This window comes from Elioraea sp., assembly GCF_051860475.1.
Classification (GTDB): Bacteria; Pseudomonadota; Alphaproteobacteria; order Acetobacterales; family Acetobacteraceae; genus Elioraea.
The window spans coordinates 1-12,051 of sequence record NZ_JBHYDW010000025.1 but is presented as its reverse complement, the minus strand read 5'-3'; the positions used below and the strand labels follow the sequence as shown (position 1 = coordinate 12,051).

13 protein-coding genes are annotated in these 12,051 nt (G+C 71.2%); 8 read left to right on the top strand and 5 right to left on the bottom strand.

From position 1 onward, the window contains the following. Positions 1-74: 74 nt before the first annotated feature. Genes ACTIFU_RS07000 through ACTIFU_RS06970 form a run of 7 tightly spaced genes read left to right on the top strand, consistent with a single transcriptional unit; the run spans position 75 to position 7,721 of the window. Positions 75-1,226 carry a thiolase gene (locus ACTIFU_RS07000; protein WP_439577582.1) on the top strand — a complete coding sequence of 384 codons (1,152 nt, stop codon included), beginning with the start codon at positions 75-77 and terminating at the stop codon, positions 1,224-1,226. Positions 1,227-1,228: 2 nt separating this feature from the next. Then, positions 1,229-3,325, top strand: coding sequence for an acetate--CoA ligase family protein (locus ACTIFU_RS06995; protein ID WP_439577581.1), 2,097 nt, complete (start codon positions 1,229-1,231; stop codon positions 3,323-3,325). A gap of 2 nt (positions 3,326-3,327) precedes the next feature. Then, the gene (locus ACTIFU_RS06990) at positions 3,328-4,191 is read left to right on the top strand and encodes a MaoC/PaaZ C-terminal domain-containing protein (RefSeq protein WP_439577580.1); all 864 of its coding nucleotides are present in this window, start codon (positions 3,328-3,330) and stop codon (positions 4,189-4,191) included. Continuing rightward, positions 4,188-4,871 carry a 3-oxoacid CoA-transferase subunit A gene (locus tag ACTIFU_RS06985; RefSeq protein ID WP_439577579.1) on the top strand — a complete coding sequence of 228 codons (684 nt, stop codon included), beginning with the start codon at positions 4,188-4,190 and terminating at the stop codon, positions 4,869-4,871. Before ACTIFU_RS06990 ends, ACTIFU_RS06985 begins: the two co-directional genes overlap by 4 nt. Before the next feature lie 22 nt (positions 4,872-4,893). Then, positions 4,894-5,544 (top strand): 3-oxoacid CoA-transferase subunit B, encoded by a 651-nt coding sequence (locus tag ACTIFU_RS06980; RefSeq protein ID WP_439577578.1) that lies wholly within the window; start codon positions 4,894-4,896, stop codon positions 5,542-5,544. Continuing rightward, entirely contained in the window at positions 5,541-6,317 is a 777-nt protein-coding gene (locus tag ACTIFU_RS06975) for an enoyl-CoA hydratase/isomerase family protein (RefSeq protein WP_439577577.1), read from the top strand. Before ACTIFU_RS06980 ends, ACTIFU_RS06975 begins: the two co-directional genes overlap by 4 nt. A 12-nt stretch (positions 6,318-6,329) precedes the next feature. Continuing rightward, positions 6,330-7,721: an amidase gene (locus ACTIFU_RS06970; RefSeq protein ID WP_439577576.1), complete on the top strand. Its 1,392-nt coding sequence runs from the start codon at positions 6,330-6,332 to the stop codon at positions 7,719-7,721. A gap of 2 nt (positions 7,722-7,723) precedes the next feature. Here the strand turns inward: ACTIFU_RS06970 and ACTIFU_RS06965 are convergent, their stop codons facing one another. From ACTIFU_RS06965 to ACTIFU_RS06950, 4 genes are all read right to left on the bottom strand, one after another. Next, positions 7,724-8,713 carry an NAD(P)H-dependent glycerol-3-phosphate dehydrogenase gene (locus tag ACTIFU_RS06965; protein WP_439577575.1) on the bottom strand — a complete coding sequence of 330 codons (990 nt, stop codon included), beginning with the start codon at positions 8,711-8,713 and terminating at the stop codon, positions 7,724-7,726. Next, positions 8,706-9,512, bottom strand: a complete 807-nt coding sequence (gene rlmJ, locus ACTIFU_RS06960) for a 23S rRNA (adenine(2030)-N(6))-methyltransferase RlmJ (protein WP_439577574.1) — start codon at positions 9,510-9,512, stop codon at positions 8,706-8,708. Before rlmJ ends, ACTIFU_RS06965 begins: the two co-directional genes overlap by 8 nt. A gap of 19 nt (positions 9,513-9,531) precedes the next feature. Continuing rightward, positions 9,532-9,705 (bottom strand): hypothetical protein, encoded by a 174-nt coding sequence (locus ACTIFU_RS06955; RefSeq protein ID WP_439577573.1) that lies wholly within the window; start codon positions 9,703-9,705, stop codon positions 9,532-9,534. Positions 9,706-9,810: 105 nt separating this feature from the next. After that, entirely contained in the window at positions 9,811-10,503 is a 693-nt protein-coding gene (locus ACTIFU_RS06950; protein WP_439577572.1) for a GNAT family N-acetyltransferase, read from the bottom strand. Positions 10,504-10,505: 2 nt separating this feature from the next. Between ACTIFU_RS06950 and ACTIFU_RS06945 the strand changes: the two genes are divergently transcribed. Then, complete coding sequence (locus ACTIFU_RS06945; RefSeq protein WP_439577571.1) at positions 10,506-10,727, top strand: hypothetical protein; 222 nt, start codon at positions 10,506-10,508, stop codon at positions 10,725-10,727. A gap of 17 nt (positions 10,728-10,744) precedes the next feature. Here ACTIFU_RS06945 and ACTIFU_RS06940 read toward each other — a convergent pair whose 3' ends face one another. Continuing rightward, complete coding sequence (locus ACTIFU_RS06940; protein WP_439577570.1) at positions 10,745-11,938, bottom strand: amidohydrolase family protein; 1,194 nt, start codon at positions 11,936-11,938, stop codon at positions 10,745-10,747. Positions 11,939-12,051: the final 113 nt, after the last annotated feature.

Sequence of the window (12,051 nt, the reverse complement as noted above, 5' to 3'; positions counted from 1 at the left end):
CCCCCCCCCCCCCCCCCCCCCCCCCCCCCCCCGGGTGCAGGGCGGAGCCCTGCGTTTCTTGAGGATTTTCCGCCATGGCACATGCGCTGAGGGGCAAGACGGCAGTCGTCGGGATCGGCACTGCGGGGACCGGCGAGGCTCCTGGCCGTTCCGCAATCGAGCTGCTCGGGGAGGCATCGCTGAACGCGGTCGACGATGCGGGCCTGAAGCTCTCTGACGTCGACGGCATCTTCGCCGCGACCAGCACGCACGCGTTTCCGACGCTGTCGGTCGCCGAGTATCTTGGCCTGCGGCCGCGCTTCGTCGATGGCACCAATATCGGAGGGGCGAGCTTCGAGGCGCATCTGCTGCATGCGGCGCTCGCGCTCGATGCCGGGCTCTGCGACGTGGCGTTGATCTGCTACGGCTCGAACCAGCGCACGGCAGGCGGGCGTCTGGTGTCGATGAGCGAGCCACAGGTGTGGGAGGCGCCGTTCAAGCCGCGCATGCCGTTGACGGCCTACGCGCTGGCGGCGAGCCGGCATATGCACCGGTTCGGCACCACACGCGAGCAGCTCGCCGAGATCGCGGTGGCGGCGCGGGCGTGGGCGAACCTGAACCCGGCGGCCTTCGCGCGCGGGCCGCTCAGTGTGGCAGACGTGCTGGCAAGCCGGATGATCAGCGATCCGCTGACGGTGCTCGATTGCTGTCTCGTGACCGATGGCGGTGCGGCCTGCGTGATGACGCGCGCCGACCGTGCGAACCACCTGGCGAAGCCGCCGGTCTACTTCCTCGGCGGGGCGGGGGCGCAGTGGCATCGCGCGATCAGCACGATGCCGGATCTGACAGTGTCGGCGGCGTCGGAGAGCGGGCCGCGGGCGCTGGCGCATGCGGGCATCGCACTGTCGGACGTGAAGCTCGCGATGCTCTATGACGCGTTCACGGTCTGCACGCTGCTGTTCCTGGAGGATCTCGGCTTCTGTCCGAAGGGCGAGGGCGGGCGGTTCGTCGAGGGCGGGGCGATCGCGCCGGGTGGCCGGCTCGCGGTGAACACGAACGGCGGCGGGCTCTCCTGCGTGCATCCGGGCATGTACGGCCTGTTCCTGATCATCGAGGCGGTGACGCAGCTGCGCGGCTCGGCCGGTGAGCGCCAGCTGAAGGACTGCGACATCGCGCTGGTGCACGGCAATGGCGGCACGCTGTCGGCGCAGGTGACGGGCGTGCTCGGTTCCGCGGCGACGGTGTGAGCGTGGCGGCGTCCGCCGGTCTGACGAGCCTGATCAGGCCGGACTCGCTCGCGGTTCTCGGGGCCTCGAACGATCCGACGCGCATCGGCGGCCGGCCGATCGCGTACATGAAGACGCGGCGGTTCGCCGGCGCGCTCTATCCGGTCAATCCGAACCGCGAGCAGGTGCAGGGGCTGACGGCGTATCCGCGCATCGGGGATGTGCCGGGCACGGTGGATGCGGCGATCATCGCTGTGCCCGCGTCCTCGGCCCTCGAGGCGGTGCAGGACTGCGTTGCCAAGGGGGTGAAGGCGGCGATCATGTTCACGGCCGGCTTCGCCGAGGTGGACGAGGCGGGCGCGGCCGCGCAGGCGGAGATCGTCGCGGCGGCACGCCTGGGCGGGATGCGGCTGCTCGGCCCCAACTGCCTCGGCCTGTTCGATGCGTCGCGCGGCTACTTCCCGATCTTCTCGGCAAGCTTCGAGAACGGCTGGCCGCTGCCGGGGCGGATCGGCATCGCCAGCCAGTCGGGTGCCTACGGCTCGCATCTTGGCGCGCTCTGCCGTGACCGGCGCGTCGGCGCGCCGCTGCTGGTCACCACCGGCAACGAGGCGGACGTCTCGCTCGGCGAGGTGATCCAGTGGATGGCCGAGGACACGGCGACGGATGTGATTGCGGTGTACGCGGAGGGCATCCGCGAGGCCGGATCGTTCCTGACCGCGATCGAGACCGCACGCCGCAACCGCAAGCCTGTGGTGATGATGAAGGTTGGCCGGTCGAGTCTGGGCGCGGCGGCGGCAAAGAGCCATACCGCCTCGATCGCCGGCGACGACGCGGTGACCGACGCGGTGTTGCGTGATGCCGGTGTCCATCGCGTGCGCACGACTGAAGAGCTGGTCGACATCGCGCATGTCGCGACGCGCCGAATCTACCCGGTGAACAACACGCTCGGGGTGATCACCATCTCGGGTGGGGCGGGGGTGCTGATCTCGGACGCAGCGGATGCGCTGGGGCTGCCCATGCCGCCGATGCCGGAGGCGGCGCAGCTTCGGCTGAAGGCGCTCATTCCGTTCTCGGCGCCAGCCAATCCGGTGGATTGCACGGCGCAGGCCTTCAACGACATGAGCGTGGTCGGAACCTTCGCCGAGAGCATGCTGGGTGATGGCGGCTACACGAGCGCGATCGGGTTCTTCACCCAGGTCGGCGCTTCAGCCTCGGTCGCACCACGGCTGCGCGAGGAGCTGAAGAAGGCGGTCGCGCGGCACCCCGACCGGCTGTTCATCCTCTCCATCATCGCGCCGGTGGAGACGGTGAAGGCGTGGGAGGCGGACGGATTCCTGGTGTTCGAGGACCCGACGCGTGCGGTGGTGGCGCTGGCGGCGATGGGCCGGTTCGGCGAGGCGTTTGCGCGCGGGCTGGCTGACACACCGCCCGAGGTCACGGTGCCCGCGCTGCCGGAGACCGCGCCGGACGAGGCCGGGGCCAAGCGCATCCTGTCTGCGATCGGCATCGCCGTGCCCGAGGAGGAGGTGTGCGAGACCGCCGACGGCGCGGTGGCCGCGGCGCGGCGGATCGGCGCGCCGGTCGCGTTGAAGCTTGTCTCGCCCGACATCCTGCACAAGAGCGAGGCGGGCGGAGTGAAGCTCGGTCTCGCGGACGACGACGCGGTGCGCGAGGGCTTCGCCGCGATCCTGCGCAACGCCGCTGCCTACGATCCGCAGGCGCGCGTCACCGGCGTGCTCGTCTCGCCGATGGTCACGGGTGGGGTCGAATGCGTGATCGGGCTGAACCGCGATCCGGTGTTCGGCCCGGTGGCGATGGTGGGCCTGGGCGGCGTGTTCGTCGAAATCCTGCGCGACGTCGCGCTGAAGCTCTGCCCGTTCGGCGAGGACGAGGCGCTGGCGATGATCCGCAGCCTGCGCGGCTTCCCGCTGCTGGATGGAGCGCGCGGCCGGCCGAAGGCGGATGTGCGGGCACTCGCCGCGGCGCTGTCGCGGCTGTCGGTGTTTGGCGCCGAGGCAGGGCCGCGACTGCAATCGGTGGACGTGAACCCGATCATGGTGTTGCCGGAAGGACGCGGTGCGGTGGCGCTCGATGCGGTGATCGAGCTCGCGGACTGACCATGGCGATCGATCCCCGGAGGCTGCGCACCTTCCCGATCCCGGAGACGCGCCAGCGCCTCGCGAAGCGCGACACGATCCTCTATGCGCTCTCGGTCGGGCTCGGCCAGGATCCGCTGGATGAGCGCCAGCTCGACTTCGTCTACGAGACGCGGCTCAAGTCGTTTCCCTCGATCGCCGTGGTGCTCGGCTACCCTGGGTTCTGGCTGAGGAATCTCGACACCGGTGTGGACTGGAAGCGGCTGGTGCACGGCGAGCAGGCGATCACCTGGCACGCGCCCCTGCCGGCCGACGGCGAGGTGATCGGGCGCACGCGCGTCACCGGCCTGGTCGATCGCGGAGAAGGGAAGGGGGCGCTGCTCTACTCCGCGCGCGAGGTGGTCGATGCGGCGACCGGCGCGCCGCTCGCGACCCTCGACCAGTCGACGGTCCTGCGTGGCGATGGCGGTTTCGGCGGACCGTCCGACCCGGTGCGTCCGCCGCATCCGATGCCGGAGCGCGCGCCCGACGATGCGGTGGAGCTCACCACACGGCCGGAACAGGCGCTTCTGTATCGGTTGAACGGCGACGACAACCCGCTGCACATCGACCCGGCGGTGGCGAAGACAGCCGGGTTCGACCGGCCGATCCTGCACGGGCTCTGCACCCTCGGCGTGGTGACCCACGCGCTGCTCCGCCGCGTCTGCGGCTATGACACGACAAGGCCGCGCCACCTCGCGCTCCGCTTCTCCGCGCCCGTGTTTCCAGGCGAGACGATCCGCACCGAGCTTTGGGACGAGGGCGGCGGCACATACGCGTTCCGCGCGCGCGTCGCCGAGCGCGACGCGGTGGTGGTGAACAACGGCCTGTTCCGGGTGAACGCATGATCGACAAGTTCGTCGCCTCGGCGATCGAGGCGGTGGCCGACGTTCAGGACGGCTCCACCGTGCTGGTCGGCGGCTTCGGTCAGGTCGGCACGCCGAACCACCTGATCGAGGCGCTGTGCGAGCGGGGCTTGCGCGATCTCATCGTGGTGTCGAACAACGCTGGCACCGGCACGCACGGCCTCGCGCGGCTGATGGCCGAGGGTCGGGTGCGCAAGCTGATCTGCTCCTATCCGCGCTCGCGTGGCTCGGTGGTCCTGGAGGAACTCTACCGCGACGGCCGGATCGAGCTCGAGGTGGTGCCGCAGGGCACAATGGCGGAACGGATGCGCGCGGCCGGCGCCGGCATCCCCGCGTTCTGGACGCCAACCGCGGCCGGCACGCAGCTCGGCGAGGGCAAGGAGGTGCGCGCGTTCGACGGCGTGGCCTGCGTGCTCGAACACGCGCTCAAGGGTGATGTCGCCCTGATCGAGGCGTGGGAGGCGGATCGCTGGGGAAATCTCACCTACTGCAGGGCCGGGCGCAACTTCAATCCGGTGATGGCAATGGCGGCGGAGCTGACGATCGTGCAGACGCAGCACCGCGTCGCGCTCGGCGCGCTCGATCCCGAGCGGATCGTCACGCCGGGCGTGTTCGTGGACCGCGTGGTGCACATCCCCTACGGTGCCCCGCGGCTGTGGTGACGGAGGACGCGTGATGGGCGCAATGACGGACGCGAAACCGCTCGACCGCAACGGGATGGCCGCGCGGCTCGCCGTCGACATCCCCGAGGGCTGGGTGGTCAATCTCGGCATCGGCATCCCGACGCTGGTCTCCGATCATGTGCCGGAAGGGCGCGAGGTGATCTTCCAGGCCGAGAACGGCGTGATCGGCGTCGGGCCCGCTCCGCTGCCCGAGCACGAGGATCCATGGCTGATCAACGCCGGCAAGCAGATGGTGACGCTGCTTCCCGGCGGATCCTTCGTCAGCCAGTCCGACAGCTTCGCACTGATCCGCGGTGGGCATCTCGATCTCTGCGTGCTCGGCGCCTTCGAGGTGGCGGAGAACGGCGACATCGCCAACTGGGCGATCAGCTCGAACGAGATGGCGCCTGCGGTCGGCGGCGCGATGGACCTTGCAGCCGGGGCGAAACGGCTCTGGGCCATCATGGAGCACACCACCAAGGACGGTCGCCCGCGGCTGGTGAAGCGCTGTTCCTATCCGCTGACCGCGCTCGGCGTGGTGTCGCGCGTGTACACCAACCTGGCGGTGCTCGACATCACGCCCGACGGCTTCGCGGTGCGCGACATGGTTCCCGGCATGACGCTGGAGGCGTTGCAGGCGCGCACCGAGGCGACGCTCAGGCTCGCGGCATGAGCGCGACCGAGCATCCACCTCTGCTGGTCGAGCGCGATGGGCCGGTCGCGACCCTGACGATGAACGTGCCCGAGCGGCGCAACGCGCTCGGCGTGCCGATGCGCGCAGCCTTCGTCGAGGCGCTCGAGGAGCTGGAGGCCGATGGTGCGATCCGCGCCGCTGTCGTTACCGGGACGGCTGGCGTGTTCAGCTCGGGCGGCGATCTCGCCGGCATGGAGGTGGACGCGCTCGATGCGGCGCGCGAGCGGATGCGGCGGACGCACAAGATGATTCGGCTGATGGTCCACTCGCGCCTGCCGCTGATTGCCGCTGTCGAGGGGTGGTGCGTCGGCGCAGGGTTGTCTGTGCTGTGCGCCTGCGACCACGCGGTGGCGGCGGGCGATGCGCTGTTCCGCGCGCCCTTCGCCAAGGTTGGGCTGATCCCTGATCTCGGCCTGCTGCACACCCTGCCGCGCCGGATCGGCTTCGGCCATGCGCGCGAGCTGCTGCTGTTCGGCGAGACGATCGACGCGCGCCGCGCCCACGAGATCGGGCTGGTGGATCGGCTCTGCGCGCCCGGCGAGGCGCTGGCGGAGGCCAAGAAGCGTGCACTCGTGCTCGCCGAGCTCGCGCCGCTCAGTCTCGCGTTCACCAAGGCCGTGCTCGCCGAGGGGCTGGAGGAGGCGCTCGCCAAGGAGCGCGAGCTCCAGGCCGCGCTCTTCATGACCGCCGATCACGCGGAGGGCAAGCGCGCTTTCCTGGAGAAGCGCGCGCCTACGTTCCGCGGCAAATGACAGGGACACGCAATGACCGAGCTCTGGCGCCTCCCGGCTCTCGATCAGGCGCGCCTGATCCGCACCCGCGCGGCCAGCGCGCGCGAGGTGGTGCAGGCGTTCCTGGCGCGGATCGAGGCGGTGAACCCTCGGATCAATGCTGTCGTCGAGGTGCGTGCCGACGAGGCGCTGGCGGCCGCCGATGCCGCTGACGCGGCGGTCAAGCGCGGCGAGGTGGTGGCGCCGCTGCACGGCGTGCCGGTGCCGATCAAGGTGAACGCGGACCAGAAGGGCTACGCGACCACCAACGGCGTGATCGCCTACAAGGATCTGATCGCACCGGACGACAGCGGTGTGGTGGCGAATCTGCGCGCTTCCGGCGCGCTGCCGGTCGGGCGCACCAACGCGCCCTGCTACTCGTACCGCTACTTTACGGACAACGCGCTGCACGGGCGCACGCTCAACCCCAGGAACCCGGCAGTGACGCCGGGCGGGTCCTCGGGCGGGGCGTCCGCCGCGCTCGCCGCCGGGATCGGCGCGATCGCGCATGGCAACGACCTCGGCGGCTCGATCCGCTACCCGGCCTACGCGACCGGGGTCGCCGGCATCCGGCCGAGCCTCGGCCGTGTGCCGGCCAATAATCCGCTCGCCACTGCGGAGCGGCCGATCAGCTTGCAGCTGTTCTCCGTACAGGGGCCGCTCGCGCGCACCATCGCGGACCTGCGTGCGGCCCTGGTGGCGATGATGACCGGGCCGCAGCCCGACCCGTGGCACACGCCGTCACCGCTCGCTGGCGCGCCCATTGCGCGGCCGATCCGTGTTGGCCTCGCCACCCTCGGCGCCACGTCACCGGTCGTCGCGGCGCTGCGCCAGGCGGCCGGCTGGCTCGCGGATGCCGGTTGCGTCGTGGAGGAGGTGACGCCGCCGCACTGGGACGAGGCGGCCACACTGTGGCGGTCCCTGCTGATGACCGACAGCCTGCGCTTCATGCAGCCACTGATCGAAGCGAACGCGGACGACGCCACGAAGGCGAGCTGGGCCGGCTGGGCGGCGAACGTGACCGCCGCAGACGAGGACGCCTATGCGGCCGGGCTTGCGCGGCGCACCGCGATCCTGCGCGACTGGCACCGGTTGTTCCGCCGCCATCCGCTGCTGCTCTGCCCCGTCAGCCGCGAGACGCCGTTCCCGATCGATCTCGACCTGACCGTCGAGGGCCAGGCGCGCATCCTGCGCGCGCAGGAGCCGCTCTACGTGGTCAACTTCCTCGGCCTGCCGGGCACGGTGGTACCGACCTCGACCGTGGCCGACAACGTTCCCCTCGGCGTGCAGCTCGTCGGGGATCGGTTCCGCGAGGACCTCTGCCTCGATGCGGCCGAGCTGATCGAGGCGCGCGCCGGGGTCCCCCCGATCGTCGATCCTGTATAGCGTCACTCGTCCCTGATGGTGCGGCTGAGCAGCGCCTCGACCAGCATCGCCGCCGTCGCGCGACCCTCCAGCAGCGCGGCGACGGCCTGAGCGATCGGCAGTTCGGTGCCGGAGCGAGCGGCGCGGGCAAGCAGGGCGGGGGCGGTATGTACGCCTTCGGTGACGCCGACCCGCGCGGCCAGCACATCGGCGAGCGACTGGCCGCGGCCGAGTGCGATGCCGAGCGAGTGGTTGCGGCTGGCAGCACCGGTGCAGGTGAGGATCAGATCGCCGAGTCCCGAGAGTCCGGCGGCCGTCTCGGGCCGCCCACCCTCGGCCGCGACCAGCCGCGCAAGCTCCGCCACGCCGCGCGTGATCAGCGCCGCGCGCGCGTTCTCGCCGAGACCCATGCCCTCGACCACGCCGGCGGCGATCGCGATCACGTTCTTCGCCGCCCCGCCGAGCTGCACGCCGACGAGGTCGGCCGAGCCGTAGAGGCGGAGGCGAGGGATCGCAAGCAGCGCAAGCAGCCGTGCGCGCACCGCCTCGTCGGCGGCGGCGAGCACGGAAGCGGCAGGCAGTCCCGCCATCAGTTCGTGGGCGAAGTTGGGTCCGCTCAGCACCGCGAGAGGCGCTGCCGGGAGCGCCCAGGCGACACTCTCCGAAGGCAGGCACAGGGTGTCGCGCTCGATCCCCTTGGCGCAGATCACGGCGGGCGCGGTGTCCGGCCAGTGCGGGCGCAGCGCGCCGGCGATGGCGCGCAGCGACTGTGCCGGGACGGCAAGCAGCACGGCGCGCGCCTCGCACAGCGCCGTCCCCACATCCGCGGTGACCGTCAGCGAGTCCGGAATCGCCTGGCCGGGCAGATGGCGCGTGTTCTCGCGTGCCACCTGGATCTCGGCGGCGCGGTACGGCGCACGCGCCCACAGCACCGTGGGGCGGATCGTCGCAAGCCGCGCGGCCAGCGCGGTGCCCCAGGCGCCAGCGCCAATCACGGCGATGGCGTCAGTCACGCGCAGCCTCCAGGTGGACCTCGGCGGCCGGATCGTCGGCGAGACGTGCGCGCAGGGCTTCGAGGATCGCGCGCGCGTGCTGCCCATACTGCCACGGCGCGTTGACGACGAGCAGGCCGGAACCGTTGAGGCGCGCCGGATCGAGCGGCGGATGGAGATAGAGGGCCGCATCCACGCGCCTGGGCAGATCGCGCAGCGCGTCGCGCAAGCCGCGTACGGGCGCCAAGTGTTTCACCGGATACCACAAAGCCATGATGAAGGTCGGTGCCGCGCGGTGCGCGGCCCGCATCGCCGCGGCCACACGCTCGTGCTCGTCGGCGCACTCGTAGGGGGGATCGAACAGCACGAGGCCGCGCCGCTTCCCGGCCGGCGGGACGACGCCGCGCAGCGCGTAGGCGTTGCCGCAGCGGACGGCGATGCGCGGGTCGCCCTCCGCCCAGGTGGCGAGCGCGGCGTACTCCTCGGGGTGCTTTTCGTTCAGTACCAGCCGGTCCTGCGGGCGCAGCAGCGCGTGCGCGATCGCAGGACTGCCGGGGTAGAGGCCGAGGCGGCGTACCAGTGCAACATACCCGGCGAGCGCGGGCGGCGGATCGTCGAGCAGCCGGCCGATCCCCGCGCGCCATTCGCCGGTGCGCGTGGCCGCATCGCCGGCGAGGTCGTAGCTGCCGCGCCCCGCGTGCAGATCGGCGACAGCGAACGGCGCATCCTTGCGCCGCAACGCCTCAAGCAACGCGACCAGCAGCGCGTGCTTCAGGCAGTCGCCGTGATTGCCGGCATGGAAGGCATGGCGGTAGTTCATGCCGCCATGCTGGTGCCGGTCAGCACCAGTCGCCGAGTGCCCAGTTCCAGAGAATGATGGCCGAGACGACGATCGTCGCCACCGCGATCATGTAGGCATAGAAGCCGATCGCGGCTGCCAGGAGCGGCACAACGACGAACAGGGCAACGGCACCGATGATGGCGATGAGGGCGATCCCGACGAGCGTCCGCATGCGTTCCGACTCCCGCATTCCTGCGCTCCGGCCCGGCTCGGCCGGCAACGGCAGGAGCATCACACCATCGCCTACGCATCGATGTGACCCGGCGCACGCGGCCTGTCAGGTGCCGAGCCCTGCCCGGATCTCCGCCAGGCCGCGCCGTGCCGTGCCGGTGTGGTCGAAATTCGCGTCATCCAGCCACAGCGCCAGCGCCGCGCGGCGCAGCGGCCACTCCTCGTCGGTGATCGAGTACCAGGCCGTATCGCGCGAGCGGCCCTTCATGATGCGGTGGTTGCGGTGCGTGCCCTCATAGACGAAGCCGAGCCGATCGGCCGCGCGACGCGACGGCGCGTTCAGCGCGTGGCACTTCCACACCAGGCGCCGGTAGCCGAGATCGTCCATCGCATGGCGCATCAGGATCGCGATCGCCTCGGTCGCCGCGCGCGTGCGCTGCATCGCCGGGCTGAACCAGATATGGCCGATTTCGATATCGGCATCCGCGGGGTGGATCTCCATGAACGAGAGCCAGCCGGTGACCGTACCCGCGACATGCGGGCGGACCGCGAAGAACATCGGATCGTGCTGGGCCGCCTGCGTGCCCACCAGCCTGCGCAGCGCGGCCTCGGACGCGAAGGGACCTGAGCCGAGATAGGTCCAGGTGTGATCGGCTCCCTGCGCCACGCACCAAAGATCGGGTGTGTGGCGCACATGCAGCGGCTCCAGTGTCACGTGCGCACCTCGATGCGTCACACGCGCGGGCAGCGGCCGCGGCGTGTCGTCCACCTGGGGGCCGAGCGGCAGTTCGTTGGTCATCCGTGTCCTCTGCGCAGGGTGGCGACGATGCGCGCGGTGCGCGCGCGGGTGAGATCGAGCGCGCGCTGCTGATCGAGCACGGCGAGGGCGAGCTCTGCCGAATCGATTTCCGGCGGATGGGTCATGGCCGCCATCACGGCGCGTTCGAGCAGCGCGATGCGCTCGCCGAGCGCGGACGCTTCCTCGCGCGACAGGCGCCAGAGTGCCGCGAGCTGTTCGGGTGAGTTGTCGCCGGCGTCGTTCAGGGGAGGATCTCCGGGACGCGCTCGGCCGGCGGGGTGTTGCGGCTGCGGCCGCACCGCACGACGCCGTCGATGATCACCATGCCGATCCCCGGCAGGTCGCCCTTGCGCACGCTGTCGAGCAGGTCGCTGCCGGAGGAGTGCTGCGCGCGATCCATCAGCACGATGTCGGCGGCGCGGCGCGGCTCCAGGATGCCGCAGTCGAGGCTCCGCATGCGCGCGGTGTTGCCGGTGGCGCAGGCGAAGATCAGTTCCGCGGGCATGTCACCAAGCGCGGAGAGCATCGCGATCATGCGGAGAATGCCAAGGGGCTGGACGCCGGAGCCGGCCGGGCTGTCGGTGCCGAGGATGACGCGTTCGAGCTGGCCCAGCTCCTTGGCGAAGCGGAGCGCGGTGAGCCCGGCGAGTTCGTTGCCGTTATGTACGATCTCGATCGCGCGCGCGCAGCTTTCGCAGAGGCAGCGGATCTGCGCCAGCGGCAGCGCGGTGTGGCCGCCGTTGATGTGGCCGATGATGTCGGCATCGGCCTCCAGCACCGTATCCGCGTCGATATAGCCCGAGCCCGGAACGGAGGGGCCGCCCGTGTGGATGGTGCTCTGGATGCCGTGCTTGCGCGCCCAGGCGACCATCCGCTTGGCCTCGTCGCCGGCCTTGACGGTGCCGAGGCCCACTTCGCCAAGCAGCGTCACGCCCGCGGCGGCGAGTTCGGCGAAGTCGCTTTCGACCATGCCCTTCTCCAGCACCGGTGCGCCGGCGAGCAGCTTCACGCCGCCCGGGCGGAAGCTCTCGTAGGCGCGCTGTGCGGTGATCGCGAGCGCCTTGACGCCGACGATGTCGCGCGGGCGGCCGGGCAGATGGACCTCGCCGGCGGAGATCATGGTGGTCACACCGCCGTTCAGCATCGAGTCGATCCAGCCGAGCTGGTTCTGGCGCGGGGTCCAGTCGCCAAACACGGGGTGGACGTGGCTGTCGATCAGGCCCGGGGTGGCGGCGCAGCCGCGCGCGTCGATGGTGATGCGGGCATCGCTGGTGTCGCAGTCGGCTGCGCGGCCGATCGCGGTGATGCGGCCCTCCTCGGCGACGATCGTGTCGGCCTCCAGGAGGGGGGCTTCAAGCTTGCCGGACAGCATCACGCCGATGTTGCGGATGACGAGCTTGCCGATCTGCTTCTCGGGGCCTGCGGCCGGGGCCATGGTTTCCTCCGTAAGGTTGGGGGGGGGCCCGGGGGGGGCCGCCCACCCCCCCCCCCCCCGGGCGGCCCCCCCCGGGGGGGGGGGGGGGGGGGGGGGGCCCGGCGCCGCCGCCC

What these genes read in the sequence shown, in the direction of transcription:
- ACTIFU_RS07000 (WP_439577582.1), top strand. Translation starts at nt 75, where the DNA reads ATGGCACATGCGCTGAGGGGCAAGACGGCAGTCGTCGGGATCGGCACT.
- ACTIFU_RS06990 (WP_439577580.1), top strand. Translation starts at nt 3,328, where the DNA reads ATGGCGATCGATCCCCGGAGGCTGCGCACCTTCCCGATCCCGGAGACG.
- ACTIFU_RS06985 (WP_439577579.1), top strand. Translation starts at nt 4,188, where the DNA reads ATGATCGACAAGTTCGTCGCCTCGGCGATCGAGGCGGTGGCCGACGTT.
- ACTIFU_RS06980 (WP_439577578.1), top strand. Translation starts at nt 4,894, where the DNA reads ATGACGGACGCGAAACCGCTCGACCGCAACGGGATGGCCGCGCGGCTC.
- ACTIFU_RS06975 (WP_439577577.1), top strand. Translation starts at nt 5,541, where the DNA reads ATGAGCGCGACCGAGCATCCACCTCTGCTGGTCGAGCGCGATGGGCCG.
- ACTIFU_RS06970 (WP_439577576.1), top strand. Translation starts at nt 6,330, where the DNA reads ATGACCGAGCTCTGGCGCCTCCCGGCTCTCGATCAGGCGCGCCTGATC.
- rlmJ (WP_439577574.1), bottom strand. Translation starts at nt 9,512, where the DNA reads ATGAACTACCGCCATGCCTTCCATGCCGGCAATCACGGCGACTGCCTG.
- ACTIFU_RS06955 (WP_439577573.1), bottom strand. Translation starts at nt 9,705, where the DNA reads ATGCGGACGCTCGTCGGGATCGCCCTCATCGCCATCATCGGTGCCGTT.
- ACTIFU_RS06950 (WP_439577572.1), bottom strand. Translation starts at nt 10,503, where the DNA reads ATGACCAACGAACTGCCGCTCGGCCCCCAGGTGGACGACACGCCGCGG.
- ACTIFU_RS06940 (WP_439577570.1), bottom strand. Translation starts at nt 11,938, where the DNA reads ATGGCCCCGGCCGCAGGCCCCGAGAAGCAGATCGGCAAGCTCGTCATC.